Source organism: Flavobacterium davisii, from assembly GCF_019565505.1.
Lineage (GTDB): Bacteria > Bacteroidota > Bacteroidia > Flavobacteriales > Flavobacteriaceae > Flavobacterium > Flavobacterium davisii.
In genome coordinates, this window is the sequence record NZ_CP067378.1 from 2096423 (window position 1) to 2115130 (window position 18708).

Genomic DNA, 18708 nt, shown 5'->3' on the forward strand with positions numbered 1-18708 from the left:
GGTCAGGTTTATAGATCTAATGCCGTTAAGATAACCATTGGTAACGCCGTTCAAGAAGAACACGATCCATACGATCCATACGGAGGAGGGAGTCCATATTATCAACAACAGCGTCAGCAAGCACCTCCTTCATCAGCTATGGGTAAGGAAGGAGTACATTTAGTTGCTGAAATATCTAATAATAATCCGTATTTGAACGAACCTATTACTGTAGTTTATAAAATTTATGTAAGTCATCGTTCAGGTGTCGGCGGATGGCAAGAAACACAAAATCCTAAATATAATAATTTTTGGAGCCAAAATATTGATATAAAACAATTACAAGTAGAAGAAGGAAAATTTAAAGGAGAGATGTATCGTTATGCCATATTGCGTAAAACAGTACTGTATCCTCAAAAAACAGGTAAATTAGTTATAGAACCTCTAACTTTAGATGTAGAAGTTGAGGTACCTTCTGGCGATGTTGATTTTTTTGGACGTCCTATTATGACTATGGGACATAAAAAAGTTTCGGCAGGAGCAAAAAATATTATAGTTAAAGCGCTTCCTGAAGCAGGAAAACCAACTGATTTTACAGGAGCAGTAGGTAATTTTGACTTTAAAGTAAATCCATCTAAAACCAGTGTAAAAGCAGGAGAGTCTATTGATTTAAAAATAACAGTTTCTGGAAAAGGAAATTTAAAACTCTTCACATTACCCAAACCTATTGTTCCTTCTTCATTAGAAATGTACGATCCACAACATCAAGAAAGCGTACAAACAGCACTTTCGGGTATGACAGGAAATATCCAAGATACCTATACAATTATACCACAAAGCGAAGGGAAATATTTAATTAAACCTATGACTTTTACTTATTTTGATTTAACTTCAAAAAGTTACAAGTCAGTTACTTCTAAAGAAATTACCCTATTTGTAGAAAAAGGAAATAACTTAGCTGGCAATACAATAAGTTCAAACAAATCTAAAGTAACAGCTGCTTCTACCTTTGGATTTATAAAAACAAAAACCCATTTACAATCACAAGCTACCTCAGATTTTTTAGGATCAGGTTTGTTTTATATCTTACTAATAATCCCATTTTTAGCCATTCCACTTATTATAGTTTTACGTCGTAAGAAAGAAGAACGAGATGCGGATGTTACAGGAAACAAAATCAAGCTATCCAATAAATTAGCAAAAAAATATTTGTCAGAAGCTCAGAAACAATTAGCCAATAAAGAACCATTTTATATTGCATTAGAACGGGCATTACATAACTTTCTGAAAGCAAAATTATATATAGAAACATCAGATATGAGCAAAGATAAAATTTGTGAATTATTACTTCAGAAAAAAGCAAACGAAGATACTGTAGCCCAATTTATAGCGCTAGTAGAAAGTTGTGAATTTGCTCGATATGCACCTTCAACTAGTACAAGTATTCAAAATGATTATAATCTAGCGGTAAGTATTATTTCCAATTTAGAAAAGCAGATAGTTTAAGTATTAAGAGAGTAAAAAGAAATTTAAATGATGAACAAATAGCCACGTATAGTACTTTTTGTTCTTAGCGGTTAAATAAAATGAAAAAAATATTATACATATTATTGTTTCTTTCTCAATTTGTTTGGGCAAATAATGCGTTTGAAAAAGGAAATGATCTATATCAAAAAGGAAAGTATCAAGAAGCAATTCAAGCCTATGAAAATATACTAGCTCAAGGACAAGAGTCAGCAGAACTATACTTTAATTTAGGCAATTGCTATTATAAACTAAATAGAGTTGCACCAGCTGTTTTTAACTTTGAGAAAGCACTGTTATTAAATCCTAATGATACAGAAATACAAAACAATTTAACATTTGCCCAAAAAATGGCAATTGATGATATTCAAGAAATACCACAAGTTGGTTTTTCAAAAATTATAGCAGATTTCACCTCAATATTTTGCTATGATACTTGGGCTTGGATAACTATTTTTTTAGCCATTTTCACATTACTTTCTTTTGTGATTTATTATTATTCCTATAGCACCAATTTAAAACGAATTTTCTTTACCGGAATCGTATGTGGTCTATTCATGGTTTTATTAAGCCTTTCAGCTGGCTTTTACGAGCAAAATCGTTATCAAAAAGAAAATCCAGCTATTGTTTTTGCTGATATAATAAATGTAAAGAGTGAACCAAACGCCACGGCTACTAATGTTTTTACTTTACACGCAGGCACAAAAGTAAAAATTATTGAAACTCTAGATAATTTTTATAAAATTCAAATAGCAGATTTAAAAGAAGGCTGGCTTGATAGAAGTACCGTAAAAGAAATAAAAAAGTAAAGATACTCTCTTAAGAATTATGTTTATCAGCATAAAATTTAAAAACATATTCAAAAAAATAGACCAAAATTAAATTTTAAAATTCCTACGTCTGAATTTAAAATCCCGTTTTTAAGACTTCTGTTCTAAAAACGGGATTAGTTATTTCATAAATACTTTTTATAAAAGGCTATTTTAATCCAGATTACGCATTAGACTTCGTTGTGAAACAAAATTTTTCAATAAATTCAAGTGCTCACAGAAAATTTTAAAAAAGAAATAATGAACTATTTTGATCATTATAATTCGAGTACATTCTTGGACTTGAATAAAATAAAGGGGAATTGACGAAGTCTATTCCCTTTGAGTTCTAATGCAGAATTTAGGTTTAAGAAGTAATAAATCCAAAAATGAGAGTATAACGCTACTTTTCTTTGATTATTTGATAACTACCTTGAAAATTGTTTTAAAATTAAGTGTCTACCTGCAATCTTGCAGCTTATCTTATATGAAAAAAGACATCCTTTTAAAATATTAATTATTTTACACTAGCTAATACTTCCTTTACCAAGGCATTTAAATCAATATGACCATAACCTAGACGTACAATTACCATATCGTGAGAAGGTATAATAAATACGCGCTGTCCTTGAAATCCATCAGCATAATACATATTTTTGGGACAATCAGGTAATATTCCAGACCTATTTAACCAAAACTGAGCACCATATTCTCCTTTAGAAGTAGGAGTAGGAGTAGCAACATAATTAGACCAACTAGGATCAAATAATTGTTCTCCATTCCAATTGCCTTTGTGTAAATACAATAAACCAAATTTAGCCCAATCACGAGCATTGGCCCAAGCATAGGAAGACCCTATATAATAACCTGCTAAATCAGTTTCAACCACCATCGAGTGCATTCCGATTTTATCAATCAAAGCAGTATACCAAAAGTCTAAGTACTCTTGATGTGTCTTAAATTGATTGCGGATAATTCCTGAAAGTAAATTTGTAGTACCCGAAGAATAATTCCAGCTAGTATTCGGTTTGTTAACTAACGGTTTTTTTATTTGAGATTTTGTCATATCGCTTTCTTGGAAAAGCATTTTAGTAGCATCTGATATTTCATCATAATTTTCATCCCATTCTAAACCAGAATTCATTTGTAATAAATTGTGAATAGTGATGTTTTTGCGTGCATCATTTTTCCATTCAGAAATAGGAGCTCGCTGATTAATATTTAATTTACCTTGTTTTTGAAGAATACCAAAAAATGTTCCAGTAATACTTTTAGTCATAGACCACCCCAGTAATCTGGAATCTTTTGTAAAATTAGGAGCATATTTTTCGGCAATAATATGATCTTTATAAACTACAATTATAGCACGAGAAGATCTTTTTCCTTTTTTATTTGGTTCAAATGCTTGAAAAATAGCTTTATTTAATCGGTTATAATCAATGTTTAGAAAATTAGGTTTTAAAGGTTCTCCATTGCCATAAGGAAAAGGAATTTTAGTATCAAGAATAAAATTCCTTTTAGGAACTAAATAAGGTTTTTTAGGATCGTAATCATCATTTACTAATACACTACCTAAGCCCTCACGATATACTGCTTTTCGTTTCTTTAATCCATATACAGAAGCTTCCGCAAATTTTCCTTCATCACTGATTTCATTTTTAGCTAAATCAATTAAATTAATATCATTGTCTGTTTTTTCAATAACAGAAAGAGAACGATTGTCTAAAAAATGAGCAGAAGCCACACTTTTTGCTGAAAATCCAGAAATTAAATCAAGTTTCGGATAATTTTGAAATATCAAAACCCCAGTGGCTCCTATAAAAAGAAGGACAATAACCCCAAATATCTTTTTCATTTTATATAAATTTTAAATTAAGGAAGATACAATACACATTTTATCTCTTTTGATAGAGTTGTTTTTTACAATAGGTATTTCTTAAAAAACATTTACTAAGTGCAAGATAAAGTTTTTTAAAATTATAAAAAATATCTCCATTATCTTTTATATTTGATAAAGAAAGTGATTTACAGTTTTTCAGTTGACTCCAAAAAGATTTTTCTATGCTCATATTTTACTTTTGTAGTCCTGCTATGCCATGTAAAAAAATAAAATCTGGAACAAAATCTCAATTTTTCGCTTCAATCAAAAAAGTTAAGCCACTCCAAAATAAATTTTTATGACTACAATCTTTGATTTACTTTTTACGAAGAAATTTATTAAAGAAGCGCAATATAAGGCAATAAAAGAATATTCTAAATTAGTTGTCTTCTCTATTAGAAACGAGTTGTTGTTTTTAATCTATTTGTCTATTTTGTTTTTTACAAGTGGAATAGGAATCATTATTTATAAAAATATAGATACCATAGGACATATCCTTTTATTGCTATTGTTAGGTATTATTACAACTATTAGCTGCTATTTTAGTTATACAAAATCAAAAGGATTTTCAAAAGAAGAAGTTTTTTATGAAAATCCTTTATATGATTATTTAGTACTTTTTACAACCATTTTAATTTGTACCTTGATAAGCTATTTTCAGTATAATTTTCATATAAAAGAGAATGATTATAGCATAACAACCTTAATTTGCGGGATAATATCCTTAGGAATAGCCTATTATTTTGATAATAAGAAAGCCCTTATAATAAGTATTACTGCATTAGGAAGTTTTGTAGGTTTAACTTTAAAAATTCAAAACATATTAGAATACAATTTTTTAAATGATAAACATTTACTTCTTTCAGGATTAGTATTTGGAACCCTTTTAATAATCTGGCAATATTATTCAGAAAAAAACAAATTAAAGCTTCATTTCAGTTTAGTTATACTAACATTTGCGTTGCATTTACTCTTTTTGACTTGCTTAATAGGAATAGTACAAGAAAAAAATTGGATCTTATATAGCCTCATTCTAGGGCTTGTTACGTACTATTTTTATATAAAAAGTTTACAGTATATCACAATTTCAGGCTATATATTTACTCTGTTTTATAGTTATATAGGACTTAATATAATATTTTTCAAAGTAATATATGAATATGATTTACATATAATTACAGAATTTCTAACTTCAGTAATGCCATTTTATGTAGTGGGCTCAATAATCTTTTTTATTAAACAAATTCGAGATTTTAAAAAGAAAATATATGCTAGCCAGTAATTTTAATACAATTCAAAATCATTTTCTTTTAGAAGAAACACAAAAATTGATTAAACTAGAAATTATAGATCAAAATCAATATGAAAAAATAAAAAAAGAAATAATTACAACTAAAACCAACTCTAATATTTTAGTTAGAATCGGATTTTTCTTATTAGGAAATTTTTTAATATCGATCATATTAAGTACCTATACTTTATTTTTATATTTTGGAGATAACTTTAAAATATACGGTTCTTATTTATTTATTTTAGGAATTTTAGGTGTTTTTATCTCAGAAATTTTACGTAATAAAAAATATTTTTCTTACGGTTTAGATGATTCGTTTATATTATCCATCCCTCTTTTTTTTGGGACTTCTATAGCCCTATTTACTGAAAGCATAAATCTTGTTTTTATAACCATTATTTTAACCTCACTTATATCAACCATTCGTTATGTACATACTCCCTCTGTTTTTATTTCTTTAATAAGCTTTACCAGTTATATGGGTTATTTAGTCATTGAAAAGAAAATAATACCTTTCTTTTTATTTCCCATATTATTTTTTATACTGGCATTAGTAATTTACCTTTTACTATTCAAAATAGAACAGCATATAAAATATTTTATCTATAAAAATGTAATTTTTACAGCAAAAATATTTAGTGTGTTATTAGCATACGCATCACTCAACTATTTTTTAGTCAAAGAATTATCTAATATTTTAGTCAAAAACAAACTTTCTAATACCGAAGAAATGCCTTTGGCGACATTGTTTTATATTGCAACCTTTTTTATTCCCATTTTTTATATTTTTTATGGATTAAAAATAAGAGACAGAATTTTTTTTTGTATAGGGTTGCTAAGTTTAGGATTAAGTTTTGAAACAATTCGATATTATTATTTCTTACCAACAGAATACGTATTATTACTTACTGGAATAATCTTATTTATAATAGTTTATTTTTCGATTCAGAAAATTAAAAACAATACGAAGGGAATAACTTTCAAAGAAGATAAAAGCCTAAATCCTATGACTTTTGATTTAATAAAAGCGATTTTAATTAATACCCATGTTAATGCAAGTACAGCCATAATACAAAAATCACCTATTGAATTTGGAGGAGGGGATTTTAGCGGAGGAGGGAGCGGTGAAAGTTTTTGAAAACTTTAATAAAAAATCCTAACTAATTAACTAATTTTGCATTTAGAATTTTTCTAAATAATATGTTTGATATCCAAAAAGTTAGAGAAGATTTTCCTATTTTAAACCAAAAAGTAAATGGAAAATCCTTAATATATTTCGACAACGGAGCTACCGCTCAAAAACCAAGGGTAGTCATAGATGCTATTTCTAAGTACTACAATGAAATCAATGCAAATATTCATCGTGGTGTACACACATTGAGCCAATTAGCAACAGATGCCTACGAAGAATCTCGAAACAAAATACAATTACATATTAATGCAAAACATAATTATGAGGTTATTTTTACATCAGGAACTACACAAGGAATTAACTTAGTAGCAAATGGTTTTACAACATTGTTAAGTACAGGGGATGAAATAATGGTTTCGGCATTAGAACACCATAGTAATATTGTGCCTTGGCAAATGTTGTGTGAACGTACTGGTGCTAAATTAGTTGTTATCCCAATGAATGAAAAAGGAGAGTTAATCCTTTCGGAATTTGATAAATTACTTTCTGATCAAACAAAAATTGTTTCACTCAATCATATTTCAAATGCACTAGGAACAATAAATCCTATTGAATACATTATAAAAAAAGCACATCAAGTAGGGGCAGCCGTTTTAATTGATGGAGCACAAGCCACTCCACATCTAAAACCAGATGTTCAAGCTTTAGATTGTGATTTTTATGTGTTTTCAGGACATAAAATTTGTGGCCCAACAGGGGTTGGTATATTATATGGCAAAGAAGAATGGTTAAACAAATTACCTCCTTATATGGGAGGAGGTGAAATGATAAAAGAAGTAACGTTTGAAAAAACTACTTATGCAGGATTACCACATAAATTTGAAGCAGGTACGCCTAACATAGCCGATGGAATTGTTTTAGGTACAGCTATTGATTATTTAAACAAAATAGGTTTTGAAAATATTCAAAAACAAGAAAAAGAGCTGCTATCCTATGCTACTGAAAAATTATTAGAAATAGAAGGATTAAAAATATTTGGTACCTCAGAAAATAAAACCTCAGTTATTTCCTTTAATATCCAAGGCATTCATCCATACGATATTGGCACAATTATAGATAAGTTAGGTATAGCTGTTCGTACAGGTCATCATTGCACACAACCAATCATGAATTTCTTTCAAATTCCGAGGCACGGTAAGAGCAAGTTTTTCCTTTTATAATACAAAAGAAGAAATAGATACCTTTATAGAAGCTGTTAAAAAAGCAAAAATTATGTTATCTTAAAAAAATCATACAGATGAAAAAAATAGCACTCACTTTATTTTCGGTTTTCGTTTTATTAGTTTCTTGTAAATGCAAAAAAAACAACCTTAGCCCAAACAGAATCAACTCTTGTAAAAAATGAAAAACAGAAAGAGATGGAATCAAAATCAGCTGAAGACCTAATAAAAGAGAAACAAGATAACGGAACACTCGTTGAATATACAGCCAATACAAGGGGCTATTATTTAAGAATTAAACTAACTCAAAACGCTTTGGCTTATACCGAAAATCGTGATACAGATAGTTTTAAACCAATAAAATTAACATCTAACCAAATAGACGAATTACAAACGTTACTAAAACAAATTGATTTAGCAACATTAGAAAAATTAAAAGCACCTACAGAATTACGCCACCATGATGGAGCAGCACATGCAGATATGAAGATAACAAAAAATGGTCAAGAATACCAATCAACAGGGTTTGATCACGGATATCCACCTGTAGAAATTGAAAAATTTGTATCCAAATTACTTTCTTATAAAAAGAACAATAATTAACAGAAATAAATTCTATTAAGAATGACTATAGAAGAAATTCAAAATGAAATTGTAGATGAGTTTTCAATGTTTGATGATTGGATGCAACGCTACGAATATATAATCGAATTAGGAAAATCATTACCTCTAATTGAAGAGCAGTACAAAACAGAGGAAAACGTCATAAAAGGCTGTCAATCTAAAGTTTGGGTATATGCTGAAGAAAAAGAAGGAAATATTGTTTTTACAGCTGATAGTGACGCTATTCTAACAAAAGGAATTATTGGGATATTAATTAGAACATTTTCTAATCAATCCGCACAAGCTATTTTAGATGCCAAAACAGATTTTATAGATGAAATAGGACTAAAGGAACATTTATCTCCTACAAGAGCTAATGGATTAGTATCTATGATTAAACAAATAAAAATGTACGCCTTAGCATTTTTGAGTAAAAAATAGTTTTTTAAAAACACATAAATCTTTAATAAATATCAAAAAGATTTAGTTTAGAAAAAAGAGTATTTATAAAATTATAAAAAAGGTAAACCTAGATTATCAAAAAAATGTTAATCACAAAAACTTAAATACCTTACAAGGTTCAAAAAAATATGGAAGAATTCAACGACAACATTAATTTAGGAGAAGAAGTAGTAAAAGTTTTAAAACGAATTTATGATCCTGAAATTCCAGTAGATATTTATGAATTAGGTTTAATCTATGATGTTTTTGTAAATGAGGACATGGATGTAAAAATTCTAATGACACTAACATCTCCAAACTGCCCCGTAGCAGAAACACTTCCTAATGAAGTAAAAGAAAAAATTGAAAAATTAGAAGCCGTTAAATCATGCGAAGTAGAAATAACGTTTGATCCACCTTGGAGCAAAGATTTAATGAGTGAAGAAGCAAAATTAGAATTAGGAATGCTTTAATTAAGAATTTCATTTTCAGTTCAAAATAAACCGTTTTATTAAGATTGAAAACGAATATTTTAACCTAAATATGGAAGAAATATTAAACAAAGTAGCAAATAGTTCCTTAGAAATATTTGATCTTGAGGATTATTATCCAACAGGAATAAGAACAGCCATTGATATCAGTCAATGGTTAACAGAAGGCTTTTTGTTAAGAGAAAAAGATTTTAGAGAAGCTTTAAAAAATCATAATTGGTCAGAATATCAAGATCATTATTGTGCCATTTATTGTAGTTCAGATGCTATTTTGCCTACTTGGGCTCCTATATTAGTAGCTTCATATTTAGCTAAATACGCCAAAAAAACTATTTTAGGAAATAAAGAAGAAATTGATGTAAACTTATATATAGAAGAAATTCTACGAATTGATTTCAGTAAATATATTGATAAACCAGTAATTTTGAAAGGTTGTTCAAAAAAACCTGTTCCCAAAGAAGCATACATCATGGCAATTACACAATTGCAAAAAGTTGCAAAAAGTATAATGTTTGGTGAAGCTTGCTCTGCGGTTCCAATTTTTAAGAGAACTAAATAAAAATTCACATTATGAAAAAATCACTTTTATGTTTGACATTTTTACTTTGTCAAACTTTCTTCAATGCACAAACAACAGAGGGCGAATTAATAAAAAGAACTTCTGAAACTGAAAAAAAAGCGCAAGACACAACTAACGTAGGCTGGAAAAAAGGAGGTAATTTCAATTTCTTATTTAACCAATCAGCATTTAATGACAAATGGCTTGCGGGAGGTACCTCTAGTATTGCAGGTAATATAAACATTAATTACGATTTTAATTATAAATCAAAAGATCTAATCTGGGATAATAAAGTTATAGTTGCTTACGGATTAACTAAAATAAAAGAGGCTAATATTCGAAAGTCAGATGACCGATTACTCTATAATTCTGTATTAGGAAAAAGAGCAGAAGGCTATTGGTTTTATTCTGCTTTCTTAGATTTTAAAACACAAATGGATTCCGGTTTTGATACCAACGGAAGTAGAATATCTCATTTTTTCTCTCCAGCTTATTTACAAATGGGACCTGGTATGATGTGGAAAAAACATGAAAATTTTAAATTTAATATAGCTCCGGCAACGGCTCGTTTAGTAGTAGTACATTCTCATTTTACTGAAAATGGTAGTTCTTTCGGTGTTGAACAAGGAAAAACAACTCGTTTTGAATTTGGTGCTGGTTTACAAGGATATTATAAGTTTAAATTAATGGAAAATGTTACTTGGGAAAATATTTTAAACTTATATTCTAATTACTTAGATAAACCAAGAAATATAGATATTGATTACCAAGCAAATTTAGCAATGAAGATTAATAAATATATATCTACAAACCTAGCCTTTCAAGCGATTTATGATGACAATGCAGTAGGAGCTTTTCAAATTAGACAAGTGTTTGGTTTAGGCTTTAACTATGGATTTTAATAAAGCTTTTTAGTATAAAATATTCGTTTTTTAAAACTGTCCAAAAAGTAACCAACTAACGTTAAGTTTACTTCTTCAATAACCTAAAAACATAAGATAATTAATATAATCTGTTATTAGACCCTTTTACTTCCTGAATCTTTAATTTAATGGAGTAAAAATAGAAATGAAGTAAAAAACGAGTCGTCTTTCTGGACAGTTTTTTTAATCGCCATATATTTTCATAATACGTACTTATCAATTGAATTATAGGCGACATCTAAAAATAACCTAGCTTTCCAGTTTTTCGAGGACAGTAGAAGTCTTAATTATAAAGGCTATGTAATTTGCCTATTCACTTCAGTTCAGATCAAAAACATATTTCATTTAACCCAGATTCCGTATTAGACTTCGTTGTGAAACAAAATTTTCAATAAATTTAAGTGCTCCTCAAAAAAAAGAAGAAGAATTAAAAAACCATTTTGATGATTAAAATTTGAGTACGTGCTTGAATTAGAAGAAAAATAAAGAGGAATAGATTTACTCCGTTAATTATACCTTGAGTCTAATGCGAAATTGGGGGTTAAATATTTAAAATATGTTTTCAAAAATCAAATTGTCAAAGAATAAAAATAAAGGGCAATAAAAAGAGGCGTTTTTTCTATTTTTGTAAGAAATTAGATTCTTATAAAATGAAAATTTTTGTCACAGGAATAGGAACAGATGTAGGAAAAACAGTTGCATCAGCTATTATTACACAAGCTTTAAAAGCGGATTACTGGAAACCCATTCAAGCAGGTGATTTAGATAATTCCGACAGCCATAAAATAAAGGCAAGAGTAGCAAATACCAATCTAGAAATTCACCCCAATGCTTACGCGTTAAATACGCCAGCAAGTCCACATCTTGCAGCAACAATTGATAATATTACCATAGATTTAAAAAAAATTATAGAACCTACCACAAACAATCATTTAGTAATTGAAGGGGCAGGTGGGGTTTTAGTACCATTAAATGAAACGGATTGTGTTATAGATTTGATTCAACCAGATTATAAAGTAGTGGTCGTTTCTAGACATTATTTAGGAAGTATTAATCATACTTTAATGACTTTAGAGTTACTTAAAAATAGAAATATAAAAGTTGCAGGAATTATCTTTTCAGGTGATCAAAATCCTTCAACAGAAACAATTATACTAGATAAAACAGGAATACAAATGATCGGGCGCATAGATAATGAACCTTATTTTGATGAAAATGTAATTTCGTACTATGCAGATAAATTTAGAGAAAATTTGTTGAAAATTTAAGTCTTCCAACATATCACGTTTTACCTCGTTAAACAAAACTATTTTATGACTCTATCCGAAAAAGATCAACTGTATAATTGGCATCCTTATACACAACATCAAACCATAGGGATATTACCCGCCATAGTAAAAGGAAAAGACGCCTTGCTATGGGATGAAAAAAATAAAGAATATATAGACGCTATTGCTTCTTGGTGGGTAAATCCTTTTGGACATTCAAATGAATTTATAGCAAAAGCCATTTATGATCAATTAACCACTTTAGAGCATGTCTTATTTGGTGGTTTCACACACGACAAAGCTGTACAATTAGCAGAAAAATTAGTAAAAATATTACCATCTAATCAAAAAAAGTTTTTTTATTCAGATAATGGATCAACAGCCGTTGAGGTAGCTATAAAAGCTTCATTTCAATATTTTTTTAATAAAGGAATTAAAAAAGATACCATTATAGCTTTTGAAGAGGCTTTTCATGGCGACACCTTTGGTGCTATGGCAGTAAGTGGAATAGGTTTGTTTACAGAAGCTTTTCAAGATTCATTAATCAGAGTTATTCGAATTCCTGTTCCTATAAAGGGAAAAGAAGAAGAAACAAAAAAAGCCCTTCAACAAGCATTAGTAGACAATCAAGTAGCAGCATTTATTTTTGAACCGCTGGTGTTAGGCGCAGCAGGAATGATAATGTATGATCCTGTTATTTTAGATGAATTAATTACAATTTGCCAGCACAACTCAGTTTTTACTATAGCGGATGAAGTTATGACAGGATTTGGTAAAACAGGTAAACTTTTTGCCTGTAATTATTTAAAAGAAAATCCTGATATGATGTGCTTATCCAAAGCATTAACAGGAGGAACAATTCCAATGGCTATCACGTCTTTTACAGAAACCATTTTTAATGGATTCAAAAATGAATCCGTTAATCATGCCTTTTTCATGGGCATACATTTACAGCCAATCCAACAGGTTGTGCCGCAGCTATAGCGAGTATTGAATTACTACAAAGGAGTGAAACACAAACAAATATTGATAGAATTTATCAAAATCATTTAATATTTCAAAAAAAAATTAATTCACATCCAAAAGTTAAAACTACCCGAGTAATGGGGGTAATTTTTGCTTTAGAAATTGTAACAGATCAAGAAGTTACCTATTATGGATCTATTCGTAATACACTATATAACTTTTTTATAGATAAAGGAGTTATACTCCGACCTGTAGGGAATATAGTGTATATATTACCGCCTTATATCATAACAAATCAGCAGTTAAAAAAGATATATGATACGATTGAAGAAGCACTAGAAATTATATAATTCTACTGCAAAAAAAACGTTAAAAAACACAAACTTATCTTAAAAGAGATCGTAAGCTAATCTAGTTAACAAAAAATAACGTAAATTTAGTATGTTCTATAAAGTTAAAGGTTGTTTTACTCTATCATTTAGGACTGTTTAAAATAGATAATACTTTATTATAGGGACAAAAAGATCGCAATCTTGTTGTTTCAAACAAATGGAGGCTCAAACGAAGTGAATAAGCAAAGTAAATCACATACTTTTATAATATAGCTTATTTTAGTTGTTCGAGCAAAGTTTTCGGGGTTTCTGTTGTCCGTTAGAAATAAACTAGGCATGAAATGATTGCTTTTAGACGTTTTTGTTATGTTGTAATTTATAATACTTAATATTTGATAGCGGAGCGTAAAATGCGTTTTGAAAATAGTCTTATTTACAATGAAGTGGTTTGAATTTTTTTGATTGAAGCAAAAAACAGGAATTGCTGTTCCACATCTAGCTTTTGTACAGCACAGTTCGGTACAGAGTAAATAATAGGTGAAATATCGAGCAGAAAGACCATCTTGCAGCCAATTGAAAAGTTTAAACTACTTCAATCTTATTGAGTTCTTTTAATAAAAAAACAAAATAGATTCTATTCAGTATTGTTTTTGTACGATTTTTTTAAAAATAAATAGGAATGCTTTTTTAAAAAAGATTTACCTTTGTTTTAATGTTGAATAGTATGACCAAACTTAAACATCAAATTCATCTTGGGGATTTTGATCAAGTAGATTATGACCTACTTGCTATTCATACTAGTTTAGAAGATTATAGATTGGCTTATAAGATCAATCAAAATTTAGGAATTTTACTTTCCAAAAATGAAAACGAGATTCCTGTCGAAATCAATAAACAATTGGCTACTTTTTCTAGATTTACTTATGAAGATGATGAGGCAATGATGATTTGGGATCTAATACAAAATAAACAAGAAATAGAACTACCATCTTCTGTTATAGGAAATTCATTATTTCAAGAAAATAGCATTATAACCCGGGTAAATTTGGTAACAGATTTAAAAAAAGTTGATTTTGTATTAAAAATAGAACATGATGAACAAATAGAAATAAAAGAAATAATTTATAAGTTGAATAAAATTGATTTGATTTCTGCTGTTTATGAAGTAAATCCAAATGAAATTAAATCTAAAAATAATTTGATATTTTAAGAATGCGTACACACAAAAAAACAAAGATAGTAGCAACTCTAGGTCCAGCCTGTAGTTCTAAAGAAATGATTAAAAAAATGATGGATGCTGGTGCTGATGTATTTCGTATCAATTTTTCCCATGCAGACTATACGGATGTTGCAGAACGTATACGTATTATTCGAGAATTAAATGAAGAATATGGTTATACAACGGCCATACTAGCGGATTTACAAGGGCCTAAATTGCGTGTAGGAGTAATGAAAGAGGATGTGGTTGTAAATGAAGGCGATTTAGTTACTTTTCAAACAGTAGAAGATGTACCGGAACTCCTGATAATATATACATGACCTATAAGGCATTTCCCCAAGATGTAAATCCGAGGAGAACGTATTTTATTAGATGATGGAAAACTAATTTTTGAAGCAGTATCAAGTAATATTGAAACGAGTCGAGTTGTTTGTAAAGTAATCCAAGGAGGGCCATTAAAATCTAAAAAAGGAGTTAATTTACCCAATACAAAAGTATCATTACCCGCTCTTACCGAAAAAGACATCCGAGATGCCTTATTTGCAATTGAAAATAAAGTAGACTGGATTGCGTTATCCTTTGTACGAACACCAGAGGATCTTAAAGATCTAAAAGAATTGATTGAAGAAAATTCTGATCATAAAATTCCTGTCATAGCTAAGATAGAAAAACCAGAAGCTATTGAAAATTTAGATAAATTAGTAGCCCAATGTGATGGTTTTATGGTAGCACGTGGCGATTTAGGAGTAGAAATGCCAGCACATGAAGTGCCATTAATTCAAAAAAATTAATTAATCGTGCCAAATTAGCTCGTATACCTGTAATTGTAGCAACTCAAATGATGGAAACGATGATTACAAGTCTTACTCCTACTCGTGCAGAGGTAAATGATGTTGCCAATTCAGTAATGGATGGAGCAGATGCCGTTATGTTATCAGGAGAAACATCAGTAGGTAATTATCCTGTACAAGTAATTGAAAAAATGACGCAAATTATTGAGGCAGTTGAAGATTCGCCGTTAATTCATGTGCCTCAAAAACAACCACAAGTAAAAACAAATCGTTTTATAACAAAACATATTTGTTATCACGCAGCTATTTTAGCGGGCGATATAGGAGCTAAAGCGATTACAACATTAACAAATAGTGGTTATACAGCTTTTCAAGTTTCTGCTTGGAGACCTAATGCACATGTTTTAGTTTTTACATCTAATCCTCGTATTTTAACTCAGTTAAATTTGTTATGGGGTGTTCATGCCTTTATGTATGATAAATTTGTTAGTACAGATGATACAATAGATGACATTAATGAAATAGCGGTACAAAAAGGATTTGTAAGTCAAGGAGATATCCTTGTCAATTTAGCGGCAATGCCTGTTGTAGCAAAAGGAATGGTAAATACCTTAAGAATTTCTGAAATAGAATAAAAAAAGATCTTATTAGAAATCAAACCGTAGTTGAATTACTACGGTTTTTTTTATTTCTGTATTTAAATTAGAAACGGATATACCGAGTAAACGGACAGAATCCTTCATGCGATCTTGATAAAGAAGTTCTTTAGCTGTATCTAAGAGTAAGTTTTGATCGGAAACAAAATAAGGAAGTGTTTTACTTCTTGTTTGTTGTGTGAAATCAGAATATTTTATTTTAAGAGTTATTGTTTTGCCAGATAATTTATGTTTTTGAAGCCTCTTAGCTAATTCATTAGCAATACGTTCTAGTTTTTCTTCCATAAAAATTTCGGAAGTTAAATTAGTATAAAAAGTGTGCTCTGCTGCAACAGATTTAGAAGCTCTATTGGGTTTAACAGGACTATTAGAAATACCTCTAACGAGATAATAATAATGTTTGCCACTTTTACCAAAATATGTTTCTAAATATTCTAATGTTTTAGATTTTAAATCTTGGCCTGTGTAAATTCCTAATTGGTACATTTTTTCGGCAGTTACCTTTCCAATACCATAAAATTTTTTAATGTCTAAACTTTCTAAAAAAATGGTTACTTCATCAGGATGAATGGTTTTTTGACCATTAGGTTTGTTGTAGTCAGAAGCTATCTTAGCTACAAATTTATTAACCGAAATACCAGCAGAAGCAGTTAATCCTACTTCATTAAATATACGATACCTAATTTCGGAAGCTATAAGAGTTGCACTAGGATTGTTTTTTTTATTCTGAGTGACATCCAAATAAGCCTCATCTAAAGATAAAGGCTCTACTAAATCAGTATATTCAAAAAATATCTTTCGAATCTTTAAAGAAATTTCTCGATATCTTTCAAATCGAGGTTTTATGAAGATTAAGTTAGGGCATAATCGTTTAGCTTGCATACCCGTCATGGCACTTCGTACACCAAATTTTCTAGCTTCATAACTAGCAGCAGATACCACTCCTCTAATTTCGCTACCTCCCACAGCTATTGGAAGACCTATCAGTTCAGGATGATCCATTTGTTCAACAGACGCATAAAAGGCATCCATGTCTATATGAATTATTTTACGAATAAGGCTTTCCATATTGCAAAATTACTAATGTTTAAGTAAAAGTTAATAGATTTTAAAAACTTAGAGTATCTTCGTGGGCTTATTTACAAAATTATATGATTGAAATAGAACGTAAATTTTTAGTTACAAATAATCAGTTTTTAGAAAAGTGTCAGTCTCAAAATAGAATTGTTCAAGGGTATTTGAGTTCAGTTCCAGAAAGAACAGTTCGAGTACGAATAAAGGGAGATAAAGGATATATTACGGTAAAAGGAGCTAGTAATATATCCGGAACTTCTAGATTGGAATGGGAAAAAGAAATTTCTTTAAAAGAAGCAGAACTACTTTTGCCTCTTTGTGAAAAAGGTGTGATTGATAAAGTACGCTATGAAGTTTTTTTTGAAAAACACCTTTTGAAGTAGATGTTTTTTTAGGTTTAAATGAAGGACTTGTTTTGGCAGAAATAGAATTACAAACAGAAAGTGAAGTTTTTGAAAAACCTTCTTGGTTAGGATTGGAAGTTACTTCGGATTCCCGTTTTTATAATGCCTATTTGAGTAGACATCCTTATAAAGATTGGCAAGAAAAAGTTTAATTTTTTTCTTTTTTAATACTATTTCAATCTTTACAGGCATTTCTCCTGCTCCTTTTCCTTTAGCTAATTGATGAAAAGCTTTATGAGATAAGTCTATTTCCCGACCGCGGATATGGGGTCCACGGTCATTTATTTTTACAATTATTTTACGACCGTTTTTTAAATTGGTTACTCGAACCCTTGTTCCAAATGGAAGTTTACGGTGTGCAGCAGTTAGTTTATGATTGTAAAAACGTTCACCACTAGCTGTTTTTCTCCCGTTAAAGCGATTGGCATAATAAGAGGCATGTCCTTTGCTTTTGTAAAGCTTATAATTATAAAGACCTTCTTCTGTGGATAAACTATCTAAAAGAGGCAAAGAATCTTTTTTAATCGTATCCTGAACAATTTTAATCGGCTCAAAACGAGCAGAATCAAATTTTCTAAATGAAAATTTTGATGTCATAAGAAGGGCAAGTAGTGTAGATATGCCCATTAAGATACGATTAATCATAATTTTATTCATTAAGTATTATACTATATAAAAAAATAAGCCCATTAAAAGGGCTTATAAGTTTCTTATGATAACCATGATGACCATGGAATACGAGATAATATTAAGATAAATCCAATGCTATAAAAAATAGCTATTTTTTTGAATTTATCATGACTTGTTTCCATTTTTTTATGTTTTGACCATCCAATTGTTATACAAGCTATGGCAATTAGATTTATTAAAGGATGCTCCATAGAAGTAAGTCTTAAAGCGGCTTCTTTCATATTAAAGCCTGATAAGCCAAGTGGGGAAACAAAGTATAAAATAATCCCTACTAAAAATTGAATATGTGTGCCGACTAAGCCAAATAGAGCAATTTTTCTATCTTTAGCAGTAAATTCTTTACTAGAAGAATTGCCTAAAAAACTATTAATAATAGCAAAAACTAATAATGTTAAGGCTACATAGGCCCATCCTGAATGAAATTTTTGTATGAATTCGTACATTTTAAAGGTTTTGG

16 protein-coding genes and 4 pseudogenes are annotated in these 18708 nt (G+C 29.6%); 16 read left to right on the forward strand and 4 right to left on the reverse strand.

Annotation, left to right across the window (positions count from 1 at the left end; genetic code table 11):
- Nucleotides 1-138: 138 nt before the first annotated feature.
- Both JJC05_RS10100 and JJC05_RS10105 read left to right on the forward strand, forming a co-directional pair.
- Nucleotides 139-1485, forward strand: coding sequence for a BatD family protein (locus JJC05_RS10100; RefSeq protein WP_374226287.1), 1347 nt, complete (start codon nt 139-141; stop codon nt 1483-1485).
- 80 nt (nt 1486-1565) lie between these two features.
- Complete coding sequence (locus JJC05_RS10105; protein ID WP_088391808.1) at nt 1566-2312, forward strand: SH3 domain-containing protein; 747 nt, start codon at nt 1566-1568, stop codon at nt 2310-2312.
- Nucleotides 2313-2829: 517 nt separating this feature from the next.
- Here JJC05_RS10105 and JJC05_RS10110 read toward each other — a convergent pair.
- Nucleotides 2830-4167 carry a serine hydrolase domain-containing protein gene (locus tag JJC05_RS10110; protein WP_105195658.1) on the reverse strand — a complete coding sequence of 446 codons (1338 nt, stop codon included), beginning with the start codon at nt 4165-4167 and terminating at the stop codon, nt 2830-2832.
- Nucleotides 4168-4489: 322 nt separating this feature from the next.
- On the opposite strand from JJC05_RS10110, the gene JJC05_RS10115 reads away from it, so the two are divergent.
- The 13 genes and pseudogenes from JJC05_RS10115 to JJC05_RS17280 all read left to right on the forward strand — a co-directional run bounded on the left by JJC05_RS10115 (nt 4490) and on the right by JJC05_RS17280 (nt 16062).
- Nucleotides 4490-5473, forward strand: coding sequence for a DUF2157 domain-containing protein (locus tag JJC05_RS10115; RefSeq protein WP_235877338.1), 984 nt, complete (start codon nt 4490-4492; stop codon nt 5471-5473).
- Nucleotides 5460-6620, forward strand: coding sequence for a hypothetical protein (locus JJC05_RS10120; RefSeq protein WP_235877339.1), 1161 nt, complete (start codon nt 5460-5462; stop codon nt 6618-6620). Before JJC05_RS10115 ends, JJC05_RS10120 begins: the two co-directional genes overlap by 14 nt.
- A gap of 62 nt (nt 6621-6682) precedes the next feature.
- Nucleotides 6683-7898, forward strand: a pseudogene (locus JJC05_RS10125) (aminotransferase class V-fold PLP-dependent enzyme).
- Between the two features lie 134 nt (nt 7899-8032).
- A complete protein-coding gene (locus tag JJC05_RS10130) occupies nt 8033-8437 on the forward strand; it encodes a hypothetical protein (RefSeq protein ID WP_235877340.1) in 405 nt (134 codons plus the stop codon).
- Nucleotides 8438-8458: 21 nt separating this feature from the next.
- On the forward strand, nt 8459-8878 hold the full coding sequence (locus JJC05_RS10135; protein WP_235877341.1) for a SufE family protein: 420 nt from the start codon (nt 8459-8461) through the stop codon (nt 8876-8878).
- Between the two features lie 149 nt (nt 8879-9027).
- Nucleotides 9028-9351, forward strand: a complete 324-nt coding sequence (locus tag JJC05_RS10140; RefSeq protein WP_014166706.1) for an SUF system Fe-S cluster assembly protein — start codon at nt 9028-9030, stop codon at nt 9349-9351.
- A gap of 70 nt (nt 9352-9421) precedes the next feature.
- Entirely contained in the window at nt 9422-9928 is a 507-nt protein-coding gene (locus tag JJC05_RS10145) for a DUF2480 family protein (RefSeq protein ID WP_105195664.1), read from the forward strand.
- 11 nt (nt 9929-9939) lie between these two features.
- Nucleotides 9940-10830 carry a DUF3078 domain-containing protein gene (locus JJC05_RS10150; RefSeq protein WP_105195665.1) on the forward strand — a complete coding sequence of 297 codons (891 nt, stop codon included), beginning with the start codon at nt 9940-9942 and terminating at the stop codon, nt 10828-10830.
- 671 nt (nt 10831-11501) lie between these two features.
- Nucleotides 11502-12119 (forward strand): dethiobiotin synthase, encoded by a 618-nt coding sequence (gene bioD / locus JJC05_RS10155; protein ID WP_235877342.1) that lies wholly within the window; start codon nt 11502-11504, stop codon nt 12117-12119.
- 45 nt (nt 12120-12164) lie between these two features.
- Nucleotides 12165-13435, forward strand: a pseudogene (bioA, locus tag JJC05_RS10160) (adenosylmethionine--8-amino-7-oxononanoate transaminase).
- A 706-nt stretch (nt 13436-14141) separates the two neighbouring features.
- Nucleotides 14142-14627 carry an IPExxxVDY family protein gene (locus JJC05_RS10165; RefSeq protein ID WP_235877343.1) on the forward strand — a complete coding sequence of 162 codons (486 nt, stop codon included), beginning with the start codon at nt 14142-14144 and terminating at the stop codon, nt 14625-14627.
- Between the two features lie 65 nt (nt 14628-14692).
- A pseudogene (gene pyk, locus JJC05_RS17275) lies at nt 14693-15549 on the forward strand (pyruvate kinase); the annotation flags it as partial.
- Between the two features lie 69 nt (nt 15550-15618).
- The gene (locus JJC05_RS17280; protein WP_258929698.1) at nt 15619-16062 is read left to right on the forward strand and encodes a pyruvate kinase alpha/beta domain-containing protein; all 444 of its coding nucleotides are present in this window, start codon (nt 15619-15621) and stop codon (nt 16060-16062) included.
- 12 nt (nt 16063-16074) lie between these two features.
- Here the strand turns inward: JJC05_RS17280 and dinB are convergent, their stop codons facing one another.
- Entirely contained in the window at nt 16075-17151 is a 1077-nt protein-coding gene (gene dinB / locus JJC05_RS10175; RefSeq protein WP_127823275.1) for a DNA polymerase IV, read from the reverse strand.
- A gap of 83 nt (nt 17152-17234) precedes the next feature.
- Between dinB and JJC05_RS10180 the strand changes: the two are divergent.
- Nucleotides 17235-17713, forward strand: a pseudogene (locus JJC05_RS10180) (CYTH domain-containing protein).
- On the opposite strand, the gene JJC05_RS10185 reads toward JJC05_RS10180, so the two are convergent.
- Together JJC05_RS10185 and JJC05_RS10190 are read right to left on the reverse strand one after the other, a co-directional pair.
- The gene (locus JJC05_RS10185) at nt 17640-18206 is read right to left on the reverse strand and encodes a septal ring lytic transglycosylase RlpA family protein (protein ID WP_235877344.1); all 567 of its coding nucleotides are present in this window, start codon (nt 18204-18206) and stop codon (nt 17640-17642) included. The pseudogene JJC05_RS10180 and the gene JJC05_RS10185 sit on opposite strands and share 74 nt — an antisense overlap.
- A gap of 65 nt (nt 18207-18271) precedes the next feature.
- Nucleotides 18272-18694: a hypothetical protein gene (locus JJC05_RS10190; protein WP_105195671.1), complete on the reverse strand. Its 423-nt coding sequence runs from the start codon at nt 18692-18694 to the stop codon at nt 18272-18274.
- Nucleotides 18695-18708: the final 14 nt, after the last annotated feature.